The 22,288-nt window shown below is 70.1% G+C and carries 20 protein-coding genes; 14 read left to right on the forward strand and 6 right to left on the reverse strand.

The features are described from left to right. Nucleotides 1–17 precede the first annotated feature (17 nt). The 3 genes from E1B00_RS02155 to E1B00_RS02165 form a co-directional block, all read right to left on the reverse strand. Nucleotides 18–1,100: a restriction endonuclease gene (locus E1B00_RS02155; RefSeq protein WP_139445152.1), complete on the reverse strand. Its 1,083-nt coding sequence runs from the start codon at nt 1,098–1,100 to the stop codon at nt 18–20. A 184-nt stretch (nt 1,101–1,284) separates the two neighbouring features. Further along, nucleotides 1,285–1,869, reverse strand: coding sequence for a phasin family protein (locus E1B00_RS02160; protein ID WP_139445154.1), 585 nt, complete (start codon nt 1,867–1,869; stop codon nt 1,285–1,287). A gap of 106 nt (nt 1,870–1,975) precedes the next feature. Then, complete coding sequence (locus tag E1B00_RS02165; protein ID WP_139445156.1) at nt 1,976–3,238, reverse strand: patatin-like phospholipase family protein; 1,263 nt, start codon at nt 3,236–3,238, stop codon at nt 1,976–1,978. Nucleotides 3,239–3,350: 112 nt separating this feature from the next. Here E1B00_RS02165 and E1B00_RS02170 point away from each other — a divergent pair, with 112 nt between their 5' ends. Then, nucleotides 3,351–4,121, forward strand: a complete 771-nt coding sequence (locus E1B00_RS02170) for a DUF8198 family protein (RefSeq protein ID WP_246048451.1) — start codon at nt 3,351–3,353, stop codon at nt 4,119–4,121. Here the strand turns inward: E1B00_RS02170 and E1B00_RS02175 are convergent. Beyond that, on the reverse strand, nt 4,066–4,341 hold the full coding sequence (locus E1B00_RS02175) for a polyhydroxyalkanoic acid system family protein (RefSeq protein WP_139445157.1): 276 nt from the start codon (nt 4,339–4,341) through the stop codon (nt 4,066–4,068). The genes E1B00_RS02170 and E1B00_RS02175 overlap by 56 nt on opposite strands. 98 nt (nt 4,342–4,439) lie before the next feature. On the opposite strand from E1B00_RS02175, the gene E1B00_RS02180 reads away from it, so the two are divergent. After that, entirely contained in the window at nt 4,440–5,315 is an 876-nt protein-coding gene (locus tag E1B00_RS02180; protein ID WP_139445159.1) for an FHA domain-containing protein, read from the forward strand. Here E1B00_RS02180 and E1B00_RS02185 read toward each other — a convergent pair. Continuing rightward, nucleotides 5,291–5,908: a protein-methionine-sulfoxide reductase heme-binding subunit MsrQ gene (locus E1B00_RS02185; RefSeq protein WP_139445161.1), complete on the reverse strand. Its 618-nt coding sequence runs from the start codon at nt 5,906–5,908 to the stop codon at nt 5,291–5,293. The genes E1B00_RS02180 and E1B00_RS02185 overlap by 25 nt on opposite strands. Before the next feature lie 8 nt (nt 5,909–5,916). Next, entirely contained in the window at nt 5,917–6,891 is a 975-nt protein-coding gene (gene msrP, locus E1B00_RS02190; protein WP_139445163.1) for a protein-methionine-sulfoxide reductase catalytic subunit MsrP, read from the reverse strand. 74 nt (nt 6,892–6,965) lie between these two features. Between msrP and E1B00_RS02195 the strand changes: the two genes are divergently transcribed. The 12 genes from E1B00_RS02195 to E1B00_RS02250 all read left to right on the forward strand — a co-directional run bounded on the left by E1B00_RS02195 (nt 6,966) and on the right by E1B00_RS02250 (nt 22,231). Next, entirely contained in the window at nt 6,966–10,157 is a 3,192-nt protein-coding gene (locus tag E1B00_RS02195) for a PAS domain S-box protein (RefSeq protein ID WP_176693085.1), read from the forward strand. A 65-nt stretch (nt 10,158–10,222) separates the two neighbouring features. After that, nucleotides 10,223–11,308, forward strand: coding sequence for a 3-phosphoserine/phosphohydroxythreonine transaminase (gene serC / locus E1B00_RS02200; RefSeq protein ID WP_139445167.1), 1,086 nt, complete (start codon nt 10,223–10,225; stop codon nt 11,306–11,308). 3 nt (nt 11,309–11,311) lie between these two features. Beyond that, nucleotides 11,312–12,502, forward strand: coding sequence for a prephenate dehydratase (pheA, locus tag E1B00_RS02205; protein WP_139445169.1), 1,191 nt, complete (start codon nt 11,312–11,314; stop codon nt 12,500–12,502). A gap of 1 nt (nt 12,503) precedes the next feature. Next, nucleotides 12,504–13,625, forward strand: coding sequence for a histidinol-phosphate transaminase (hisC, locus tag E1B00_RS02210; protein WP_139445171.1), 1,122 nt, complete (start codon nt 12,504–12,506; stop codon nt 13,623–13,625). Next, nucleotides 13,622–14,944 carry a 3-phosphoshikimate 1-carboxyvinyltransferase gene (aroA, locus tag E1B00_RS02215; protein ID WP_139445174.1) on the forward strand — a complete coding sequence of 441 codons (1,323 nt, stop codon included), beginning with the start codon at nt 13,622–13,624 and terminating at the stop codon, nt 14,942–14,944. The genes hisC and aroA overlap by 4 nt, the downstream gene beginning before the upstream one ends. Before the next feature lie 11 nt (nt 14,945–14,955). Continuing rightward, nucleotides 14,956–15,648, forward strand: a complete 693-nt coding sequence (cmk, locus tag E1B00_RS02220) for a (d)CMP kinase (protein ID WP_139445176.1) — start codon at nt 14,956–14,958, stop codon at nt 15,646–15,648. Nucleotides 15,649–15,808: 160 nt separating this feature from the next. Next, on the forward strand, nt 15,809–17,491 hold the full coding sequence (rpsA, locus tag E1B00_RS02225) for a 30S ribosomal protein S1 (protein ID WP_139445178.1): 1,683 nt from the start codon (nt 15,809–15,811) through the stop codon (nt 17,489–17,491). 78 nt (nt 17,492–17,569) lie between these two features. Continuing rightward, the gene (locus E1B00_RS02230) at nt 17,570–17,869 is read left to right on the forward strand and encodes an integration host factor subunit beta (protein ID WP_139445180.1); all 300 of its coding nucleotides are present in this window, start codon (nt 17,570–17,572) and stop codon (nt 17,867–17,869) included. Between the two features lie 55 nt (nt 17,870–17,924). Then, nucleotides 17,925–18,191, forward strand: coding sequence for a lipopolysaccharide assembly protein LapA domain-containing protein (locus tag E1B00_RS02235; protein WP_139445182.1), 267 nt, complete (start codon nt 17,925–17,927; stop codon nt 18,189–18,191). Next, nucleotides 18,184–19,356 carry a lipopolysaccharide assembly protein LapB gene (lapB, locus tag E1B00_RS02240; protein ID WP_139445184.1) on the forward strand — a complete coding sequence of 391 codons (1,173 nt, stop codon included), beginning with the start codon at nt 18,184–18,186 and terminating at the stop codon, nt 19,354–19,356. Before E1B00_RS02235 ends, lapB begins: the two co-directional genes overlap by 8 nt. Then, entirely contained in the window at nt 19,353–20,360 is a 1,008-nt protein-coding gene (locus E1B00_RS02245; RefSeq protein ID WP_139445186.1) for a glycosyltransferase family 4 protein, read from the forward strand. Before lapB ends, E1B00_RS02245 begins: the two co-directional genes overlap by 4 nt. Next, nucleotides 20,357–22,231: a nucleoside-diphosphate sugar epimerase/dehydratase gene (locus E1B00_RS02250; protein ID WP_139445188.1), complete on the forward strand. Its 1,875-nt coding sequence runs from the start codon at nt 20,357–20,359 to the stop codon at nt 22,229–22,231. The genes E1B00_RS02245 and E1B00_RS02250 overlap by 4 nt, the downstream gene beginning before the upstream one ends. Nucleotides 22,232–22,288 lie beyond the last annotated feature (57 nt).

Consider the following 22,288-nt stretch of genomic DNA (forward strand, 5'->3'; position numbering starts at 1 on the left):
CCGACCCTCCGGTCAGCTCACTGGCATTGCCGCCAGCGCACCGGCACGTTCTCGCCGGCCGGCGGCTCGAGCTGCAGCCGCGAATAACGCAGCTCCTCGTATTCGGTCAGGATCGCGCAGGCGTCGTTGACGATGCCCTTGTCGATGCCGTCGCCGCTGACCATGCTGATGACCAGGGTCGATTGCGTGGACCAGATGGCGTTGTTGGCGGTCTCCAGGTCGGCCACCCGCGAGGCGGCGACCAGACGGCGCTGGGTGCGCTCCTGGTCGGTAAGCTTGGCGACTTCGGCCAGCTCCTCCAGCGCAGCGTTGGCGGCGCGCGAGGCTTCGTCCTGGAACTGCGGCGAGGCCGGGGCCGCCGGGGCGGGGGCTTCGACCGGTGGCGCGGGTGCGGTCGCGGTCGCCGGAGCTTCCGCGCCGGCTGCCGGCACGGACGCCGTCGGTGCGGCGGGGGTCGGCGCGGCAGGCGCCGCCACGACGGGCGGCTCCGGCGCTCCGGCCGGCTGCAGGGCGCTGCCCAGGCCGAACACGACCAGGCCCAAGGCCAGGCTGAGGATGCCGCCGATACGCTGGCCGTGGCTGATCTGGCGCGCCGCGTGCGCCCGGATGTCCTCGATCAGCGCGGCAGGTGCGAACGGCTCGACCTGGGGCCAGAGACTGCGGCCGTCGATCAGGTCCACGTCATAGCGGCGGGCCAGGTCGCGCGCGAAGCCTTCCGCGCTGCCCAATGTCACCAGGACGCCGCTGGTGGCGCCCTGCAGCTGGACTGCGTTGGCGAAGTCGCGCACGTTGGCTTCGCCCAGGCGGTAGGCGGTGCCGTGCTTGTAGCTGAGCAGGCAGCGTTCGTCGCCCTTGACCAGCAGGAACTCGGTGCCGCCGTCGCCGGGCTGCCGGCTCGAGGGGGCTTCCACATAGCCCTTCTCGCCCATGGCCTGGAGCACCAGCCCGGCGCACTCGCGCCACTTCATGCCTGCGAGCGCGGCGATGCCGGCGCTGGTTTCGGCCTTGCGGCGCCGGTGCACGCCGAACCACCAATGGCTCAGAAGGAACGCGCCGAGGGCGGCCACGACCGCGGCCACCAGGGGACTCAGACCGAACATCAAGCAACTCCGACAGGACAGGCGACTGGCTCAGGATAACGCGGAATGGGGTGGGCCCAGGTCCCAAAAAGCGAAGGCCCGGCGTTAGCCGGGCCTTGCCTGGAGAAGATGTCCGCCAGCCGGAAGCCGCAAGGGGAGGGAGCGAACGGACTTCTGTTACTGGCTGGCGGACATGAACCGTGGATCAGTTGTTCGGAGCGACCGGCTTCGGCGCCTTGGGCAGCGCCGGCTTGCGCACGGCCTTGGCCTTCTTGGCGGCGGGCTTGCGGGCCGGGGCCGGCTTGCGCGAGGCCGGCGCCTTGGCGGCCTTCCTGCGGGACGGCGCCGAGCCCGAGAGCTTGCGCAGTTCGCCGTTGAGTTCGTTGACGCGGCTGGTCAGGTCGGCCAGGTCCTCGCGGCTGGGCACGCCCAGACGGTTGAGGGCGCGCTGCACGCGGGTCTCGAACACGGTCTCGAGGCGGTCCCAGGTGTCGACGGCGCGCTCGCGCACCACGCCCACGCGGTCCTCGACGGCGTCGCGCACGGCGTCGACCTTGCCGGTGGCGATCTTGCGGGTGGTCTGCTCGATGTTCATGCCTTCCTTGACCAGGGCTTCGAACAGCTTCGAGCCTTCGCCCTGGGCGCGGGTGAAGGCGCCGACGCCGGCCATCCAGATCTGCTGGGCGGAATCGACGATCGAACGCGACATCTGCTCGGCCTTGGCCTGCAGGTCGGCATTCGGCTTGCCGGCCGACGACTTGGCGCGGACGCTCTTCTTGAGTTTGGCCATTGGAACGTAACTCCGGTTCAAGGATGGTTGGGCAAGGGCCCGAGTGGCGCCAATCTGCGGCGGTTGTCTAGAGCATTCACACCAACCCCGATGCGGGTTGGCGGGTTCAGCGGCGACGCGCGGCGGCGCGGCGGCGGCGGTTCGGGTGGCGGTCGCGAACGAGTGCGTCGACATCGTCCAGCGCGCGCCGCAGTCGGGCCGTGGTCTCGGTGGCGCGCGGCGGAATGCCCAGGCCGTCCATGATCGAAGCCGACGGGTCGTCGAGGACTTCGTCGCGCAGGCGCAGGCCGTGTTTGGCCAGCACCGGCGCCAGTTCGGCGCGACGCTTGCGCAGGTCGCCCAGGGTCGAGCGGAAGGCGTGCTCGCAGACGCGCTGGCGCGACGAATAGCTGAAGACGTTGGTGAAGAACATCTCGCCGTCGTCCTCGTTCGGCTCGAACACCACCTGGTCGGTGTCCGGGTACTGCTGCGCGTACTTCTCCAGCCCGACCTGCATGCGCGACTGCAGCAGGGTGCGGAAGGTCTGCGACAGCACCACCGGCAGGCCGCCCTCGGACAGCTTGTCCATGCCTTCGGGCGGCTGGCCGCCGCGGCTGGCGTTGAAGGGCACGAAGGGGTTGATGCCCAGCATCAGGTCGATGCCGTGGTCGAGGATGACCGAGGCGTGCATGGTCCGGCGCAGGGCGCCGTCGACGAAGTGGTGGCCGCGGATGTCCACCGGCGGGTACAGGCCCGGCAGGGCCGAGCTGGCCTGCACCGCGCGCGAGATCGGCACGTCGTCCCAGTCCTTGCTCCCGAAGCGGACCGGCTGGCCGCTGTCGAGGTCCACGGCGACCACGTAGAGCTTGGAGGCAAGCTCACGGAAATCGTTGCTGCGACCGCGGATGGTGAAGACCTGGCGGAGGAAATGCTCGATGCCGCGGTTGTCGAACAGCCCGGTCGGGATGGCGCCGCCGAAGCGGCTGATCAGCTCGCTCAGGTGCGAGCCGGTCGGATCGGTCAGCACGCCCTTCCACCAGTCGAAGGCGAGGCGGGGCAGGGCCGAGGCGCGGCGGAAGTACTCGAGGAAGGCCGGGCGCAGGAAGATCTCCGGACGGAACTTCACCTGGTCGCTGTCGCCGGTGATGAAGATGCGGCACATCTCGGCGGTGTCGAGCCGGTTGGCCAGGCCGGCCGCCAGGAAGGCGCCCGAGCTGACGCCGACGTAGACCTCGAGCCGGGTCAGGTCCAGGCCCTCGATCGCCACATCCAGGGCGCGCAGGGCGCCGAGCTCGTACATGCCGCCGATCGGGCCGCCGCCGGCGATGGCCAGGCCGATCCGGCCCTGGCTGGCTTCCCGGCGCTTCCGGGCGGGCTGCAGAACTAGCATATTGTCGGGGACACTCCATCGAAGGCGCGGCGATTGTAGCCCGCCCACCCGTCCGGACAAGCGTGAAGCCGCGTATTCCCCAAACCCGTCACTGCCGTTGCCGGAGCGCCCGGTGAGCCACGCCTTCCAGCGCCACCGGCTGGCGCAGCGGCTGGCCTGGCAGCAGGCCCTGCACGATCCTGAACGTGAACCGCGCAACCGGCTGGCGACCCTGCCGATGCTGCGCGCCTGGCAGACCCGCCGCCTGGCCGACAGCTTCCGGGACTTCCTGGCCGATCCGCGCATGCGCCCGGCCGCGGAGTTCTTCCTGACCGACCTGTACGGCGAGCGCGACTTCTCGGCCCGCGACCGCGATGTCGCGCGGATCATGCCGCTGATGTCGCGGCTGCTGCCCGACAGCCTGCTGGTGGCCGCGACGGATGCGATCGAGCTGGCCGTGCTCAGCCACGCCTTCGATCTGCGCATGGCCGCGGCGCTGGCGGAGCGCCGCAGCCCCGCCGCGGCGATCACCGTCGAACACTATGGCCAAGCCTACCGGGCGGTCGGCTGCCCGCGGCTGCGGCGGCACCAGATCGAGCTGATCCTGGGCGTGGGCTGGACGCTGGACGCGGCGGTACGCAAGCACGGTGTCTTCAAACTGCTGCGCAGCTCGCGGCTGCCGGCGCGTCTGGCCGGGCTGTCGGAGCTGCAGGGCTTCCTGGAGCGCGGCTTTGCGGCCTTCGAGGCGCTGGGCGGCGCCGGCGACTTCCTGGAAGCGATCGGCCGGCGCGAGCGCGAAGTCTCGCGGCGGCTGTTCGCCGGTGAGCCCGATCCCTTCGGGGCCGGGCCTAGCCGAACTCCTGGTCGAGGAAGCGGTGGATCTCGCGCTCGATCGGGCCCTTGATCGCCATCAGCAGGAAACCCAGGGTCGCGGTGACGTGGATCTCCTTGCCGCTGACGGCGATGTGGCCGTCGACGCCGCCGCGGGAGAACTCCATCGTGTTGCCGTTCCAGCCGTATTCGACGTCGAACTTCTCGGCGATGTGCTCGGCCACGCGCTCGACGGCGGCGCGGGCTTCCTTGAGCGGCCGCGTGTGCTTGCGGCGAATATCGATGTTGGACATGGCGCCCTCCTCGGCGGCCTATTCTGCGTTGCTTTGCCGTATCCACCAAGGGTGCGCCGGTGACCGGCCATGTTAGATTCGCCGCCGGAGGTTCCTGGATGCAGCTGACGTTTCCCAACGGCGAACACGCCAATGTGGCCCTGCAGGGCGAGGTCACCGTGGGCAGCCGCGGCGGCAACCGGGTGTGCCTGGCTGGCAGCGGCCTGGCGCCGCACCACGCCAGTTTCCTGCAGGATCGCCGCGGCCTGTGGCTGCGGGTGCCCGCCGACGCCCATGGCGTGCACTTGAATGCGCGGCCGGTGCGCCGCCTGGCGCAGTTGCGGCCGGGCGATCTGGTTTGCCTGGACAAGCTGCGGCTGGTGGTGCGGGCCGACGAGGAGCCGGCAATCGACCGCCGCATCCCGACCGGCCAGCCGGCCGCCATGAACGAGGCGCAGCGGGTTTCCGCGGCCCGGGTCGTGCTGCGTGGGCTGTCGGGCCAGCATTTCGGCCGCACCTATACGCTGACCGAACCGCGGCTGCTCGGTCGGGCCGGCTCGGCCGACATCCGGCTCGACGACGCGGCGGTGGCCGAGCGCCATGCCATGATCGAGCTGCACACCGACCGCGTCGTGCTGCGCGCCCTGGGCAACGACAGCAGCCTGGTCAACGGCGTGCCGGTGCGCGACGCGGTGCTTTCACCCGGCGACCAGCTGGCGATCGACCAGCACCGCTTCGTGCTCGAAGCGCCGGGCCTGCCGCTGCGCGGCCAGCTCAACGCCGCCAAGCCCGCCGTCGCGACCCACACCCAGACCATGAAGGCGGTGCGTGTGCCGGTGGCTGCCGATCCGGCGCCGGCGCCGCAGCCGACTCCCGCGCCGCGTGGGCCGGCGCCGCGGGATCCCGGCTCGCTGTGGTGGCTGATCGCCGCAGCGACCGTGCTGGCGGCGGCGCTTACCGCCCTGCTGGTCTACGCCCCGCGCATCGGCGGCTGAACCGGCGCTGCCGGGCGGCGCAGCCGCCACCAGAGCCGGAGGCCGAGCAGCAGGGCAAGCACGGCCGCGTAGATCAGCGGTTCGCGCAGGTCCGACTTCACCAGCCACAGGTAATGCAGCACGGCCAGCACGCCGGCGACGTAGACCAGCCGGTGCAGCTGGCCCCAGCGCCGTCCCAGGCGGCGGATCCAGCCGCGGGTGGACGTCAGCGCCAGCGGCAACAGCAGCAACCAGGCGCTGAAGCCGACCGTGATGTAGGGCCGCTTGGCGATGTCCTCGAAGATCTGCGTCCAGAAGCCGCCCAGATCCAGCACCAGGTAGATCGACAGGTGCAGGCAGGCATAGAAGAAGGCGTACAGCCCGACCAGGCGCCGGAACCGGATCGGCCAGGGCTGGCCCAGCAGTCGCCGCAGCGGCGTCATCGCCAGGCTCAGCAGCAGCAGGCCCAGGGCCCAGTCGCCGGTGCCGTGGGTTAGCGCCGCGACGGGGTCGGCTCCCAGGCTGTCGTTGACGGCGCCCCGCACCAGCGCAGCGAGTGGCCACAGCGCCAGCACGTGCGCGGCCGCCTTCAGCCCGACCCAGCGCCAGTCCACCCGCCCGCCTAGAACCACTTGCGCAGGTCCATGCCGGAGTAGAGCGAGGCCACCTGGGCCGCGTAGCCGTTGAAGGGCAGGGTGGCGATGCGTTCGGCGAAGAGCTTGCTGGCGCTGCCGGCGATGCGCCGTTCGCTGCGCTGGCTCCAGCGCGGGTGGTCCACGTCGGGGTTCACGTTGGAATAGAAGCCGTATTCCGAGGGCTGCGCCTGGTTCCAGCTGGTGACCGGCATCTGTTCGGTGAAGTCGATGCGCACGATCGACTTGATCGACTTGAAGCCGTATTTCCAGGGCACCACCAGCCGCAGCGGCGCGCCGTTCTGGTTCGGCAGCGGCTTGCCGTAAAGGCCCGTTGCGAGCAGGGTCAGCGGATGCATGGCCTCGTCGATGCGCAGGCCTTCCCGGTAGGGCCACTCCAGCGCCGGGTAGCGCAGGCCCGGCATCTGTTCGGGGTCGGCCAGGGTGGTGAAGGCCACGTACTTGGCGCGCGACGTCGGCTTGAAGCGCTTGAGCAGGTCGCCCAGGGGTACCCCCTGCCAGGGGATGACCATGGACCAGCCTTCGACGCAGCGCAGCCGGTAGATGCGGTCCTGCGCCACCTGCGGCTTGAGGAAATCCTCGAGCGGGAAGGTGCCGGTCAGTTCCGCCTCGCCGCCGACGACGACCGACCAGGGCGCGGGGCGGAGGCTGTGGGCGTACTTGGCCGGGTCGGCCTTGCCGGTGCCGAACTCATAGAAGTTGTTGTAGCTGGTGACGTCCTGTTCCCGCGTGAGTTCGTCGCCGGCGCGGAAGCCGTCGCCGCTGTCGCCGGTCGGCGCGGTCGCCGCCGCGGCCGGCGCGCCGCCCTCGCCGGCATCGGCACAGCCGGCCAGGGCCAGCAGCGGGCTGGCCAGTCCCAGTCCCATCAGCTGGCGGCGGGCGCGGTAGACCGCCTCGGGGGTGATCTGTGAAGAGGGGATGGCGGGGTCTGTGCGGTCGGTCACGGGCGGGCTCCGGGGTCCCTTGCGGGGGGGATTCGATGGCTATACTCGGCCAGAGTGAGCCAGGGGGAAAAAGGATGCGCCTGGTCGAGGCGTTCGAAGCTTCGGAAAGCGTCGTGGCCGTCCTGCGGGTCGGCGATGGCGTGTTCCTGGGCGTGAACGCCGCCTTCGAGCGTAGCACCGGCTACCGTCGCGACCAGGTGATCGGCCGCATCCCGGTGGAGATCGGCCTGTGGCCAGACCCGGAGTTCCGCGCCCGCATCTGGAGCGTGCTGCGCGCCGAACGGCGGGTCGCGGAAATGCCGATGCGCCTGGCCTGCGCCGACGGGCGCGTGCGCCCGGGTCACCTGAGCGTCGAGTTCGCCCTCGACCAGGGCGAGACGGTCGTCTTCTGCCTGCTGCATTTCCTGCCGGATCAGGTCGTGGTGCCGGACCCCGAACCCGACCATGCGCTCTACCGTTCGCTGTATCTCGCCGCCTCCGAGGGCATCTACCGCAGCCTGCCCGGCGGTGGCTTCCTCGACGTCAACCCGGCCCTCGCGCGGATCTTCGGTTACGACACGCCGCAGCAACTGCTGCTGGAGCTCTCGCGCGACGCCAGCCGCGTCTATGTCGATCCGGATCAGGCCGCGCGACTTCACCAGCGCCTGCGGGCCGGTGGTCGCCTGGAGCGCGAGCGCGCCCAGATCCGGCGTCGCGACGGCAGCATCATCTGGATCAGCGAGAACGCCCGCGCTATCCGCGACGAGCGCGGCGAGGTGCTGTTCTTCGAGGGATCGCTGGTCGACATCACCGCCCAGGTCGAAGCGGAACAGGCGCTGCGCCAGTCGCAGGCCCTCTACCAGGTGCTGGTCGAGAACAGCCGCGACGGCGTTTTCCTGATCCAGCACGGCCGGGTGCTGTTCGCCAACGAGGCGATGGCCCGCATCCTGGGCTACGAGCCCGGCGAGGTCACCGGCATGGAGTACATGCGCCTGGTGGACGAAAAGGACCGCGCCGCGCAGGCCGGGCGCCGCGCCGAACGCGAGGCCGGCTCCCGCGAGCCGCAGGTCTACGAGATCCACCTGCGCCGCAAGGATGGGCGCCGCATCCTTTGCGAAGTCCGCGCCGACGCCGTCCAGTACCAGGACGATGTCGCCTCGACCGGCACCCTGCGCGACGTCACCGAGGAGCGCCAGCGCCAGCGCGCGATCGCCGAGGCCGAGCAGCGCTACCGCGAGCTGTTCGAACATTCGCCGGCCGGGCTGTTCCGCACCGGCCTGGACGGGCAGATCATGGAAGTGAACCGGGTGCTGGCCGGCATCCTGGGCTACGACAGCGTCGACCAGCTCAAGGCCGAGGTCGCCGACATGATGGACCTGTACGCCGAACCGGGCGAGCGCCGCCTGCTGGTCGAGCGTGCGCTGCGCGAGGGCTCCTTCAGCCACTACGAGACCCGGGTCCGCACCCGCGGCGGGCGCCTGAAATGGGTCAGCGCCAGCGTGCTGCTTATCCGCGACGAGCACGGGCAGCCGGCCCACTTCACCGGCTCGGTGCTCGACATCGACGAGCGCCACGAGATGCAGCTGGCGCTGCAACGTTCCGAGAACAAGTACCGCGCCCTGGTCGAACACAGCCAGGTCGGCGTGTTCGTGATGCGCGGAGACCATTACACCTATGCCAACCGGGCGTTCGCGCACCTGCTGGGTTACGGGGAGTCGGAGCTGGAGGGGCGCGACTACCGCGAGATCATGGCACCCGAAGCCATTCCGCAGTCCGAGCAGCGCGACCGCCAGCGCCAGGCCGGCGAGCCGGTCCCGTCCGATTTCGGTACCTGCCTGCTGCACCGCGACGGCCGCCGCATCTATGTGCGCGTCAGCATCGGGCCGATGCGGCTGGACGGCGTCGAGCACCTCACCGGCACCGTGCTCGACATCACCCGGCAGCGCGAGGCCGAAGAGCGCCTGCGCTTCCACGCCACCCACGACCCGCTGACCGGCCTGCCCAACCGCATGCTGTTCAACCAGAAGCTGGCCGAGGCCATGCTGCAGTCGGCGCAGGCCTCGGACCGGCGTCGTCGGCATTACGCGGTGCTGTTCCTGGACCTGGACGGCTTCAAGTGGGTCAACGACAGCCTCGGCCACGGCGCCGGCGACCGGCTGCTGGTCGAGATCGCCCGCCGGCTCGAGGACAACCTGCTGCGCGACGTGCTGATCGCCCGCTACGGCGGCGACGAGTTCACCCTGCTGCCGGACGGCGACTGCGGCCACGACCGCGCGGTGGAGATCGCGCGGCGGGTGCTGAAGCTGTTCGAGCAGCCCTTCGAGCTCGGTGGCCAGCAGGTGTTCTCGTCGGCCAGCCTGGGCATCGTGATCGGCTCGCGCGAATACGAGTCGCCCGACCAGGTGCTGCGCGACGCCGACACCGCGATGTACCGGGCCAAGGCCGCCGGCAAGTCGGGCTTCGTGATCTTCGACGAGGCCATGCATCAGGAGGCGCTGAGCCGCCTTCAGCTGGAGACCGACTTCCGCCTGGCCTTCGAGCGCTCCGAATTCCGCCTGCACTACCAGCCGATCATGGAGCTGGCCACCGGCCGCCTGGTCGGCGCCGAGGCCCTGGTGCGCTGGCGGCACCCGCTGCGCGGCCTGCTGCCGCCCGGCGATTTCCTGGCGGTGGCGGAGGAAACCGGCCTGATCGTCGAAATGGATGCCTGGGCCCTGCGCGAGGCCTGCCGGCAGCTCGCCGCCTGGCGCGACGCCTATCCGGAGTTCGCCGGACTGAGCATGAACGTCAATGTCGACGAGCGGCAGATGGTGTCGGCCGAGATCGTCGAGGAAGTCTTCAGCCTGCTGCAGCGGCACCGCCTGCCGCCGGCCAGCCTGCGCCTGGAGGTGACCGAGACCGCGTTCCGCGCGGGCAGGGGGCAGGCCGAACAGCGCCTGCTGTCGCTCAAGGCGCTGGGCGTGGGCCTGGTGGTGGACGATTTCGGCACCGGCTACTCCTCGCTCGAGTCCTTCGCGGCCTCGCCCTTCGATGCGCTGAAGATGGACCAGCTGTTCATCCGCGACATCGAGACCAACCCGCGGCACCGCGCCATCGTGCGCACCATCACCGGTTTCGCCGAGGACCTGGGCCTGGCGCTGACCGCCGAGGGCATCGAAACCGAGGGCCAGCTCGCGCTGCTCAAGTCGGTGGGCTGCCAATACGGGCAGGGGTATCTGTTCGCGCGCGCGCTGCCGCCGGACGAGTTCGAGCAAATGCTCTTGGCAGGTTCGCGCATCGTCGGCTGAGCAACTTCCGAGGCGCGGTTCCGCCGTGCTAGCCTGCCAACGCGCACTTCCCCCGAGGTTTTCCGATGTCGCGAGCCTTCAATTTCAGCGCCGGCCCGGCCGCGCTGCCCGAGCCCGTTTTGCGCCAGGTCCAGGCCGAACTGCTGGAGTGGCAGGGTGAACGCGCCTCGGTGATGGAGGTCAGCCACCGCGGCCAGGCCTTCGTCGACTGCGCCGCCGCCGCCGAGCGCGACCTGCGCGAGCTGATGGCCATTCCCGACGACTACCACGTGCTGTTCCTGCAGGGCGGCGCGACCACGCTGTCGGCCCTGCTGGCGCTGAACCTGGCCGGCCCGCAGCAGACCGCCGACTTCGTGCTGACCGGCCACTGGGGCGAAAAGGCGCTGGAGAACACCCGGCCCTCGATGAAGGTGCACGTCGCCGCCAGCGGCAAGGACGGCAATTACACGTCCATCCCCGACCGCGCCGGCTGGCAGCTCACCCCGGGCGCGGCCTTCGTGCACTACACGCCGAACGAGACCATCCATGGCGTCGAATTCCACGACATCCCGGACGTCGGCGGCGTGCCGCTGGTGGCCGACATCTCCTCCAACTTCCTGTCCCGCCCGCTGGACGTGAGCCGCTTCGGCGTGCTCTACGGCGGCGCCCAGAAGAATCTCGGTCCTTCGGGCCTGGCCATCGCCATCGTGCGCAAGGACCTGCTGGGCAAACACGGCCGCGACCTGCCGCCGATCTTCGAGCTGCAGAACCAGGCCAAGAACGATTCGATGTTCAACACGCCGCCGACCTTCGCCTGGTACGTGCTGGGCCTGGTGCTGCGCTGGCTCAAGGCGGAAGGCGGTGCCGCCGCGATCGGTGCCCGCAACGCCCGCAAGGCGGCAAACCTGTACGCGGCCATCGACGGCTCGGGCGGGTATTACCGCAACGCCGTGGCGCCGGCCGCGCGTTCGCAGATGAACGTTCCTTTCTTCCTGCCCGACGCCGCGCTCGACAAGCCCTTCCTCAAGGAAGCCGAGGCCGCCGGCCTGCTGGGCCTCAAGGGCCACCGCGCCGTCGGCGGCATGCGCGCGTCGATCTACAACGCCATGCCCGAGGTCGGCGTGCAGGCCCTGGTCGATTTCATGGCGGATTTCGCCCGGCGGAACGGCTGAACGATGGCCACGCGCAAGCCCGTTGGCGGCAAGCCCGCCGCAAGGAAGGCGGCGGCCGGGAAGCCTGCCGCCAGGAAGCCTGCCGCCAGGAAGCCCGCGGCGGCGGTTCCGGCCGCGCCGTTGGTGCTGTCGGAAGTGCGTGAGCGCATCGACGGCATCGACCGCCAGATCCAGGGCCTGATCGCCGAGCGCGCGCGCTGGGCCCAGCAGGTCGGCAAGGCCAAGGGGCCGCTGAAGGCCGCCGTCGACTATTACCGGCCCGAGCGCGAGTCGCAGGTGCTGCGCCAGGTGCTGGACCGCAACGACGGCCCGCTCAGCGACGAGGTGCTGCTGCGCCTGTTCCGGGAAATCATGTCGGCCTGCCTGGCCCAGCAGGAGCCGCTGAAGGTCGGCTTCCTGGGGCCGGAGGGCACGTTCTCGCAGCAGGCGCTGCACAAGCACTTCGGCCATTCGGCCAAGGGCCTGCCGCTGGCCAGCATCGAGGAGGTGTTCCAGGAGGTCGAGGCCGGGCATGCCGATTTCGGCGTTGTGCCGGTCGAGAACTCGGGGCAGGGCACCATCCAGTCCACGCTGGACATGTTCCTGACCTCGCCGCTGAAGATCTGCGGCGAGGTCGAGCTGGCTGTGCACCAGCACCTGCTGTCCCGCACCGGCCGGCTGGAGGACATCGAGCGCGTGTATTCGCACCCGATGTCCCTGGCCCAGTGCAAGGCCTGGCTGCGCCAGCACCTGCCCAAGGCCGAGAAAATCCCGGTCGCCAGCAATGCCGAGGCTGCACGACGCGCGCGCACCGCCGACGATGCCGCCGCGATCGCCGGCGAGAGCGCCGGCCACGTGTATGGCCTGAAGGTGGTCGCCGGCCCGATCGAGGACCGCCCCGACAACACCACGCGCTTCCTGGTGCTGGGCCGCGAGCTGTTCTCGCCCAGCGGCCACGACCGCACATCGCTGCTGGTCTACGTGCGCGACCAGCCTGGCGCGCTCTACAACGTGCTCAGCCCGTTCGCCCGGCACGGCGTCAGCATGAACCGCATCGAATCCCGGCCCTCGCACACGGGCCGCTGGCAGTACGCCTTCTTCATCGACGTCAGCGGCCACGTGCAGGACGCTCCCGTGGCGCGCGCACTGTCCGAACTGGGTGACTACGCCGCCGACGTGAAGGTGCTGGGTTCCTACCCGGTCGCCCTGCTCTGACATGGACGAGCAGGCCTTCGCCGCGCTGGCGCAGCCGGGCATCCGCGGCCTGCGGGCCTACGATCCCGGCCTGGACTTGGTGGCGCTGCGCCGGGCTGCCGGCGCCGGTGGCCTGGTCGAGCTGGGTTCGAACGAAAACGGCCTCGGGCCCAGTCCGGCCGCGCGCGCGGCGCTGATCGCCTGCCTCGACAGCCTGCACCGCTATCCGGATCCGCTGGGCGGTGACCTCAAGCGCGCCCTGGCCGCGCACCATGGGCTGGGCGTCGAGCGCTTCCTGCTCGGCAACGGCTCGCACGAGCTGCTGATGATGCTGGCCCAGGTGTTCGCGGGGCCGGGGCTGGAGGTGCTGGCTTCGCGCTACGGGTTCGCGGTATACGCGCTGGCTGCCCAGGCGGCGGGGGCGACGCTGCGGCTCGCCGAGCCGAACCCGGCCGGGCATGCAATGCCGCGGGGCCACGACCTGGTGGCGCTGGCCGCGGCGGTCGGCCCGGCAACGCGCCTGGTCTACCTGGCGAATCCCAACAACCCCACCGGCACCTGGTTCCCCACCGCCGACCTGGCCGCCTTCCTGGCGCGGATTCCGGCCGACGTGCTGGTCGTCGTGGACGAGGCCTACCTGGAATACGTCACCGATCCGTACCTGGTGTCGGCGGCTGGCCTGCTGGACCGGCATCCGAACCTGGTGGTCACCCGCACTTTTTCGAAGGCGTACGCGCTGGCGGGACTGCGGGTGGGCTACCTGATGGCGGCACCGGGACTGGTGGCCGTGATGGAGCGGGTGCGCGAATCCTTCAACGTCAACGGGCCCGGCCTGGCGGCCTGCGAGGCCGCACTGGGCGACGCGCCGCACCTGGCCCGGGTGCGGCGCGAAAACGCCGGCGAACGCGAGGCCCTGGCCGACGCACTGCAGGCGCGCGAGCTGGCGGTCGCGCCCTCGCAGACGAACTTCCTGCTGGTGGATTTTGGCCGCGAGGCGGGCCCGGTCGAAGCTGGCCTGGTGGCGCGCGGAGTCGTGCCGCGACCCATGGGCGGTTACGGCCTGGCGACCTGCCTGCGCCTGACCGTCGGCAGCCGGGACGAGAACCGCCGGCTGCTGCAGGCGCTGGACGAGGTGCTGGCATGAGCGCGGGGCGCGAGGACTGGCTGGCCGGCGCGGGTGCGCCGCTGCGCGGCGAGATCGTCGTGCCGGGCGACAAGTCGGTGTCGCACCGCGCGATCATGCTGGCAGCCCTGGCCGAGGGCTCCAGCCGCATCACCGGATTCCTGGAGGGCGAGGACACCCGGGCGACCGCGGCGATCTTCCAGCGACTGGGCGTCGGCATCGAGGCCGATGGCGCCGAGCGCATCGTGCGGGGTGTCGGCCTGCATGGGCTGCGGGCGGCCTCCGGGCCGCTGGACTGCGGCAATGCGGGAACCGGCATGCGCCTGCTCGCCGGGCTGCTCGCGGGCCAGCGCTTCGCCAGCGAGCTGGTCGGCGACGCGTCGCTGTCGCGACGGCCGATGGGGCGGGTTATCGAACCGCTGCGCCGCATGGGTGCGAGCATCGAGTCGGCGCCTGGCGGCCTTCCGCCGTTGAGAATTCACACGAACAATAGCCTTCAGGCCATTGATTTTGAAACACCCGTGGCCAGTGCCCAAGTAAAGTCCGCGGTCCTGCTGGCGAGCCTGTACGCCAGCGGCGAAACCTTTGTGCGCGAGCCGCACCCGACCCGTGACTACACCGAACGCATGCTCGCCGCCTTCGGCTGGCCCATCGCCTTTGGCCCCGGCTGGGCGCGGCTCGGCGGTGGCCACCGGCTGCGGGCAACGGACGTGGACGTGCCCGCCGATTTTTCGTCGGCGGCGTTTTTCCTGGTGGCCGCTTCGGTCGTGCCGGGCTCCGACCTGCGGCTCCGCCGGATCGGCATGAACCCGCGCCGCACCGGCCTGCTGGCCGCGCTGCGCCTGATGGGCGCCGACATCAGCGAAGAGGCCGCGGGCGAGCAGGGCGGGGAGCCGGTGGCCGATCTCCGGGTCCGTCACGCCCGGCTGCGCGGCATCGCCGTGCCCGAGGCGCTGGTGCCGGACATGATCGACGAGTTCCCGGCGCTGTTTGCCGCCGCCGCCCTGGCCGAGGGCAGGACGGTGGTGAGCGGCGCCGCCGAACTGCGGGTCAAGGAATCGGACCGGATCGCGGTGATGGCGGCGGGCCTCCGTGCCCTTGGCGCACGCATCGCCGAAACCCCCGACGGCGCCGTGATCGAAGGGGGGCGCCTGACCGGCGGCGAGGCTGACAGCCAGGGTGACCACCGTATCGCGATGAGCCTGGCCATCGCCGGCCAGTGCGCGGCGGGCGAAGTCCGGATCGGCGACTGCGCCAATGTCGCCACCTCGTTCCCGGGCTTCCTGGCCCTGGCGCAGTCCGTCGGCTTCGGCCTGCGGCCGGCGCAGGCGATCGTCTAGAATCCCCGCCCATGCCCCGCATTCCCGTCCTGACCATCGATGGCCCTTCCGGCTCCGGCAAGGGCACCATCAGCCGGGCCGTGGCGGAGCGCCTGGGCTGGCATTACCTCGATTCGGGCGCCCTGTACCGGGCCGTGGGCCTGGCGGCTGCCTGGGAGAGCCTGGACCTGAGCGATCCGGAGGCCGTGGCCCAATGCGCCGCCCGGACCGACATCCGCTTCGAGACCCAGGGGGCAGGGGAGCCGCACGTGATCGTGAACGGCAAGGACGCCACCCGCCAGCTGCGGACCGAAACCGCCGGCGCCGCGGCCTCCGCCATCGCCGCCCACCCCCCGGTCCGGGCCGCCCTGGTGGATCTGCAGCACCGTTTTCGCCGTTCTCCGGGCCTGGTGGCCGACGGCCGGGACATGGGTACGGTCATCTTCCCGGACGCCCCGTACAAGGTGTTCCTGACCGCCAGTGCCGAGGAAAGGGCGCAAAGGCGCTATAAGCAGTTGAAGGAAAAAGGAGTTTCGGTTAATCTCGCCGGCCTGCTGCACGAAATCGCCGCTCGCGACGAGCGCGATGCCGGACGTGCCGTGGCGCCCCTGAAACCCGCCGAAGACGCGGTGATCGTGGACTCCACCGGTACGCCCATCACCGAGGTGATCGAGCGCGTGCTGGCGGTGCTGCCGGAAAAACTCCGTCCGCCCCGCCAGGCGTAATCACCGCCCCGGTGCATCCGCTCCGACAGGGCGCGGCTTCCGAAGCAGGAAACCCAAGGTCCCGCGCCATGAAGGCGCGGAGTTTCCATCCACGCGCGCAAGCGCTTACAGGTGGGCCGCAGCCGAGCTGCGTCCCGTGTGTCCAACCGAGTATCCAACAATGACTGAATCTTTCGCTGAACTGTTCGAACAGAGCCAGACCGCGCTCAACAAGCTCAAGCCGGGCGCGATCGTCTCCGGCACCGTGGTCGAGATCCGCTCCGACGTGGTCGTCATCAATGCCGGCCTGAAGTCCGAGGGCATCATCCCGATCGAACAGTTCCGTAACGAAGCCGGCGAGCTCGAAGTCGGCGTGGGCGACACCGTCAAGGTGGCCCTCGAGTACCTCGAGAACGGCTTCGGCGAGACCGTGCTTTCGCGCGAGAAGGCCAAGCGCGCCATGGTGTGGGACGAACTCGAGGCTTCCATGGAAGCCGGCGAGATCGTCACCGGCCGCATCTCCGGCAAGGTCAAGGGCGGTTTCACCGTCGACATCCGCGACGTCCGCGCGTTCCTGCCGGGTTCGCTGGTCGACGTGCGCCCGGTCCGCGACCCGGGCTACCTCGAGGGCAAGGAACTCGAGTTCAAGATCATCAAGCTCGACCGCAAGCGCAACAACGTCGTGGTCTCCCGCCGTGCGGTGGTCGAGTCCGAGTCGAGCGTCGAGCGCGAGCAGCTGATGGAGCGCCTGCAGGAAGGTGCCGTGATCAAGGGTGTCGTCAAGAACCTGACCGACTACGGCGCGTTCGTGGACCTGGGCGGCATCGACGGCCTGCTGCACATCACCGACATGGCCTGGAAGCGCGTGCGCCACCCGTCCGAAGTCGTGAACGTGGGCGAAGAGCTCGACGTGCGCGTGCTGAAGTTCGACCGCGAGCGCAACCGCGTTTCGCTGGGCCTCAAGCAGCTGGGCGACGATCCGTGGGACAACATCGCCCGCCGTTACCCGACCGGTTCGCGCCTGTTCGGCAAGGTCTCCAACGTCACCGATTACGGCGCGTTCGTCGAGATCGAGCCGGGCGTCGAAGGCCTGGTGCACGTGTCCGAGATGGACTGGACCAACAAGAACGTCAACCCGTCGAAGGTCGTCCAGCTGGGCGACGAGCTCGAGGTGATGGTGCTGGACGTGGACGGCGAGCGTCGCCGCATCTCGCTGGGCATCAAGCAGTGCACCCCGAACCCGTGGGAAGCCTTCTCGGCCCTGTTCAAGAAGGGCGACAAGGTGTCCGGCCAGATCAAGTCGATCACCGACTTCGGCATCTTCATCGGCCTGGACGGCGGCATCGACGGCCTGGTGCACCTGTCCGACATCTCCTGGAACACCACCGGCGAAGACGTCGTCCGCAACTTCAAGAAGGGCGACAACCTGGAAGCCGTCGTGCTGGCCGTGGACCCGGAGCGCGAGCGCATCTCGCTGGGCGTCAAGCAGCTCGAGCAGGATCCGGTCGGCCAGTACATGGCCACCACCCAGAAGGGCACCATCGTCACCGGTACCGTGAAGGAAGTGGACGCCAAGGGCGCCACCATCGAGCTCGATGGCGGCATCGAGGGCTACATCCGCGCCAACGACATCGCCAAGGAGCGGGTCGAGGACGCGACGCAGTACCTCAAGGTCGGCGACAAGGTCGAAGCCAAGTTCACCGGCATGGACCGCAAGGGCCGCGTCATGCAGCTCTCGATCCGCGCCAAGGACGAGGCCGAGCTGCAGGAGACGATGGCGGAGGTCAACAAGTCCTTCGACGCGTCTTCCGGCACCACCAAGCTGGGCGCCCTGCTGCGTGAGCAGCTGAACAAGGGCGAGTAAGCGCACTACCGGCCGCGTGGCCCGGGCGAACCCCGGGCCACGCCGCCACCCTTCAAGAACTCCGAGGGACTGCCCGGAATGACCAAGTCCGAATTGATCGAGGTGCTTTCGCGTCGCCAGGCCCATCTGAAGGCCGACGACGTGGACCTGGCCGTCAAGACCCTGCTCGAGATGATGAGCGGCGCGCTGACCCAGGGCGAGCGTATCGAGATCCGCGGCTTCGGCAGTTTCTCCCTGCATTTCCGTCCGCCGCGCCTGGGCCGCAACCCCAAGACCGGCGACTCCGTGGCCCTGCCCGGTAAGTACGTCCCGCATTTCAAGCCCGGCAAGGAGCTGCGCGACCGCGTCAACGCCAGCCTGGCGACCCCGGAAGGCTGAGCTTCCGGCCCGGCATCGGCTAAGCTTGCCGCGACCCGGTTCTGGACTTCCGCGGATGCGACTGATCAAAGCCCTTCTCGCCCTGCTTTTTGTCGCACTGGGCGTGCTGTTCGGCGCGCTCAACCGCGATCCGGTGAGCATCGATCTCGGATTCGTCACCCTCGAGGCCTTCAGCCTCGGCTTCAGTCTGCTGCTGGCGGTGCTGGCTGGCGCTCTGCTGGCCGGCCTGGTGCTGACCGCGAGCGTGATCTGGCCCCTGCAGCATCGCCTGCGGCGCGCCCAGGGCGCGATCGAGCCCAAGGGCAGCGACACCCATGAATGAACTGGCCTGGCTGCTCCTGCTGCTGCCCGTGGCGGCCGGCGGCGGATGGCTGGCCGGACGCCGCGGCGGCGAGCGCAAGGGCGGCGCGCGCGTGTCGCGCCTGTCCAACACCTATTTCCGCGGCCTGAACTACCTGCTCAACGAACAGCAGGACAAGGCGATCGAGGTGTTCCTGCAGATCGCCGCAGTCGACAAGGACACGGTGGAGACGCAGTTCGCGCTGGGCCACCTGTTCCGCCGCCGCGGCGAGGTCGACCGCGCGATCCGCCTGCACCAGAGCCTGGTCGCGCGCAACGGACTGAGCGACGAGCAGAAGACGCGCGCCGTGCTTGCCCTGGGCGAGGACTACATGCGTGCCGGCCTGCTCGACCGGGCCGAGACCCTGTTCACCGACCTGGTGCGCATGGGCGTGCTGGCGCCGCAGGCGCTGCGACACCTGATCTCGATCTACCAGGCCGAACGCGACTGGGGCAAGGCGATCGAGCACGCGCGCCAGTTCGAGAACGCCAGCGGCGAACCGATGGGCAAGCTGATCGCCCAGTTCCACTGCGAGCTGGCCGAGAAGGCGCGTCTGGCCGGCAAGCTCGCCGAAGCCCGGCACCACATCGCCGAGGCCTACGCCGCCGACAGCCATTCGGTGCGTGCCGGCCTGGCCGAAGGCCAGATCGAACTCAGCGACGGCAACGATGCCGCCGCCATCCGCGCCTTCGAACGGGTCGCGCGCCAGGACATCGAGTTCCTGCCCGAGATCCTCGATCCGCTGCTGCGCTGCTACGAGCGCCGCGGCGAGAACGCGCGTGCCCGCGGCTTCCTGCTCGAGATGATCGAGCACTACCCGGGCGTATCCCCGGTGCTGGCGCTCACGCGCATGATCGAACAGGAGCAGGGCGGGCAGCCGGCCCTCGCCTTCCTGTCGGCGCAGCTGCAGCAGCGCCCGTCGGTGCGCGGCGAGGCCGCCTTCATCGACCTGAGCCTGAAGGAGGGCGGGAACGACGCCGGCGCCACCCTCAAGACGCTCAAGCAGATCACCGACCAACTGGTCGTGCGCACGCCCGGCTACCGGTGCCAGCGCTGCGGCTTCGGCGCCCGCGCGCACCATTGGCAGTGCCCGGGCTGCAAGTCCTGGGGCAGCATCAAGCCCGTGCACGGCGCGGTGAACGAATGACGCTGGCGGTCGTTCCCTCGCCCTGGCTGCCGGCGGTCCTGGCGGCTGGCGTGTCCTTCGTGGCCGCCGACGCCTGGCGCCGCTTCGCGCTGCATCGTCAGCTGCTGGATGCGCCGGGACCGCGCCGCCTGCACCAGCAGCCGACGCCACGGGGCGGCGGCATCGCCATCGCACTCGTGCTGCTGGCGGCGGCGGCCTGGCTGGGGCAGGGCGTGGCGGCGTTTTTCGTCGGCCTGGTGGTGACCGCCGGTGCCGGCCTGGTGGATGACCTGCGCAATCTGTCCGCGCTTCCCAAACTTCTGCTGCAAGGGCTGGGCGCGCTGCCGCTGGCCTGGGCCTGGCCGTTGGCACCGGAGCTGTTGGGGACGGGTGGCGGTTTCGCGGCGGCGCTGCTGCTGGTGCTGGTGCTGGTGAACTTCTGGAACTTCATGGATGGCAGCAACGGCCTGGCGGCCAGCCAGGCTCTGCTGGTTGGCGTGGGCCTGGCCGGACTGACCGGACTGGCTAGCCCGGCGGGCTGGCTGGGCCTGATGCTGGCGGCGGCCTGCCTGGGCTTTCTGCCGCACAACCTGCCGAAGGCGCGACTGTTCCTGGGGGACGTGGGCAGCCATGCGCTCGGCTTCGCGGTCGCGGGGCTGTCGCTGCATGCGCTGTCGCGTTCCGACGCCGGCTTCTGGCCGCTGCTGCTGCTGCCATCGACGATGCTGCTCGATGCCGGCTTGACCCTGCTGGGGCGCCTCCTGCGCCGCCAGAAGGTCTGGCAGGCGCACCGCGAACACCTTTACCAGCGCGCCGTGGCGCATGGATGGAGCCATTCGCGCATCTGCGCCGTCTACTTCGCGTGGAGCGGTCTGGCGTTGCTGCTTGCCTGTTGCCTGGCGCCGGCCTCCGAAGCGACCCAGGCGGTGGCGACGCTCGCCTGGCTGGTCGCCGGTGCGGCGCTTTATTTCTGGGCGGGCCGCTTCTGGCCCCGTCGCGAGAACCTGATGGAGTCTGTTGGATGAAGCTCACCCCCGGCGCGTCGTCCGTGCTTCCGCGCCTGCTGATCGTCTTGCATGACCTGGCGATGATCGCCATGGTCTGGATCGCCCTGCGCTGGCTCGCCAGCGTCGCGGGCGCGCCGCCGGCGCCGGCGCTGGCCGCGGAGTTGATCGTGGCGGTGGGTATCCAGGGCGGGGTGCTGCGCCTGGTCGGCCTTTACCAGGGCCTGTGGCGCTTCGCGAGCCTGCCGGACCTGGCCAATCTGGTGCGTGCGGCGCTGCTGGGCGTGCTGCTGATCGTCGCCGTGCTGTTCCTGCTGGGCATGCTGGACGAAGTGCCGCGAAGGGTGCTGTTCCCCTATCCCGTCGCGCTGGTGGTGGCCCTGGGCCTGCCGCGCCTGCTGTACCGCCTGTGGAAGGACTACCGGCAATCCGCGCACCGGCAGGATGCGATCCGCGTCCTGGTGCTGGGCGCCGGGCGTACCGCCGAAACCCTGCTGCGCGATCTGCGCAGCGATGGCCGCTACCAGCCGGTCGGCCTGCTCGATGACCAGCGTGCGCTCAAGGGCGTCAAGGTCCAGGGCGTACCGGTGCTGGGCACGCTGGACGAGTTGCCCTACATCGCCCAGGAAACCGCGCCAAAGCTGCTCGTGATCGCCATGCCCTCGGCCAATGCGGCCGAGATGCAGCGGGTGGTGTCGCTGTGCGACGAGGCGGGGGTGCCGTTCCGCACCGTGCCCCGGCTCTCGGACATGCTGTCGGGCAAGCCGCAGCGGCTGGAGCTGAGCGAGGTGCGCATCGAGGACCTGCTGGGCCGCAAGCCTGTCGAGTTCGATGCCGCCTTCGGTTCGGTGACCGGCAAGCGCGTGCTGGTCACCGGCGCCGGCGGCTCGATCGGTTCGGAGCTGGCGCGCCAGTGCGCCGCCGCGGGCGCCGCCTCGGTGCTGCTGTTCGAGCGCGCCGAACTGCCGCTGGACCAGATTTCCGCCGAACTCGAGCGCGACCATCCCGGCGTCAAGGTCAAGGCGATGCTGGCCGACTGCGGCGACCCGACGGCTTGCCGGATCGCGCTGGCCGACGGCATTGACTTCGTCTTCCACGCCGCCGCCTGCAAGCAAGTGCCGATGCTGGAGGCCCAGGTGCGGGAGGCGCTGCGCAACAACGTCGCCGCCACGGTCACCCTGGCTCGCGCCTGCCGCGAGGCGAATGTCGCCAATTTCCTGCTGATCTCGACCGACAAGGCCATCTGCCCGGTCAACGTGCTGGGCGCCAGCAAACGGTTCGCCGAGATCGCCTGCCAGGCCGAGCTGGCCGACAGCCCGGTGCGGCTGGCGGTGGTGCGTTTCGGCAACGTGCTCGATTCGGCCGGCAGCGTGGTGCCGCTGTTCCGCCGTCAGATCGCCGAGGGTGGGCCGGTGACGGTCACCCACCCCGAGGTGACGCGCTACTTCATGACGATTCCCGAAGCCTGCCAGCTGATCCTGCACTCGGTTAACCTGGTGAACGAACGCTGCGCCGTCTATGCGCTCGACATGGGCCGCCCGGTCGCGATCCGCGAGCTGGCCGAGCAGATGATCCGCCTCAGCGGCAAGCGGCCCGGCATCGACATCGACGTCAGCTACATCGGCCTGCGCCAGGGCGAGAAGCTGCACGAGATCCTGTTCCATCCGCAGGAGCGCTACCAGCGCACGCGCCATCCGCGCATCCTGCAGGCGGAACTGCGCGAGGTGCGGGCCGAGGAGGTCCGGCAGATGCTCGCCGATCTCAATTCGCTGCTGCAGCGCCCGGACGCCGAAGACGCGCTGTTCGACCTGATGCATCGCGCGGTGCCCGATTACGCGCCGCACGAAGCCGCCGCGCCTTCGTCCCGATCGAGGCCGGTCCCGCCGGCTTGAGCGGGCACATTCCCGGCGGCGGGAATTGCTGACATCCTTGGCGCCAGGCGATACCGG

This window comes from Arenimonas terrae, from assembly GCF_006265115.1.
Lineage (GTDB): Bacteria > Pseudomonadota > Gammaproteobacteria > Xanthomonadales > Xanthomonadaceae > Arenimonas > Arenimonas terrae.

Bases quoted from the DNA above. Each gene is read 5' to 3' on its own strand.
- E1B00_RS02155 (WP_139445152.1), bottom strand. From the start codon at position 1,100: ATGTTCGGTCTGAGTCCCCTGGTGGCCGCGGTCGTGGCCGCCCTCGGC.
- E1B00_RS02180 (WP_139445159.1), top strand. From the start codon at position 4,440: ATGCAGCTGACGTTTCCCAACGGCGAACACGCCAATGTGGCCCTGCAG.
- aroA (WP_139445174.1), top strand. From the start codon at position 13,622: ATGAGCGCGGGGCGCGAGGACTGGCTGGCCGGCGCGGGTGCGCCGCTG.
- pheA (WP_139445169.1), top strand. From the start codon at position 11,312: ATGGCCACGCGCAAGCCCGTTGGCGGCAAGCCCGCCGCAAGGAAGGCG.
- rpsA (WP_139445178.1), top strand. From the start codon at position 15,809: ATGACTGAATCTTTCGCTGAACTGTTCGAACAGAGCCAGACCGCGCTC.
- hisC (WP_139445171.1), top strand. From the start codon at position 12,504: ATGGACGAGCAGGCCTTCGCCGCGCTGGCGCAGCCGGGCATCCGCGGC.
- E1B00_RS02165 (WP_139445156.1), bottom strand. From the start codon at position 3,238: ATGCTAGTTCTGCAGCCCGCCCGGAAGCGCCGGGAAGCCAGCCAGGGC.
- E1B00_RS02175 (WP_139445157.1), bottom strand. From the start codon at position 4,341: ATGTCCAACATCGATATTCGCCGCAAGCACACGCGGCCGCTCAAGGAA.
- E1B00_RS02235 (WP_139445182.1), top strand. From the start codon at position 17,925: ATGCGACTGATCAAAGCCCTTCTCGCCCTGCTTTTTGTCGCACTGGGC.
- serC (WP_139445167.1), top strand. From the start codon at position 10,223: ATGTCGCGAGCCTTCAATTTCAGCGCCGGCCCGGCCGCGCTGCCCGAG.
- cmk (WP_139445176.1), top strand. From the start codon at position 14,956: ATGCCCCGCATTCCCGTCCTGACCATCGATGGCCCTTCCGGCTCCGGC.
- E1B00_RS02160 (WP_139445154.1), bottom strand. From the start codon at position 1,869: ATGGCCAAACTCAAGAAGAGCGTCCGCGCCAAGTCGTCGGCCGGCAAG.
- E1B00_RS02245 (WP_139445186.1), top strand. From the start codon at position 19,353: ATGACGCTGGCGGTCGTTCCCTCGCCCTGGCTGCCGGCGGTCCTGGCG.
- E1B00_RS02250 (WP_139445188.1), top strand. From the start codon at position 20,357: ATGAAGCTCACCCCCGGCGCGTCGTCCGTGCTTCCGCGCCTGCTGATC.
- lapB (WP_139445184.1), top strand. From the start codon at position 18,184: ATGAATGAACTGGCCTGGCTGCTCCTGCTGCTGCCCGTGGCGGCCGGC.
- E1B00_RS02230 (WP_139445180.1), top strand. From the start codon at position 17,570: ATGACCAAGTCCGAATTGATCGAGGTGCTTTCGCGTCGCCAGGCCCAT.
- E1B00_RS02195 (WP_176693085.1), top strand. From the start codon at position 6,966: ATGCGCCTGGTCGAGGCGTTCGAAGCTTCGGAAAGCGTCGTGGCCGTC.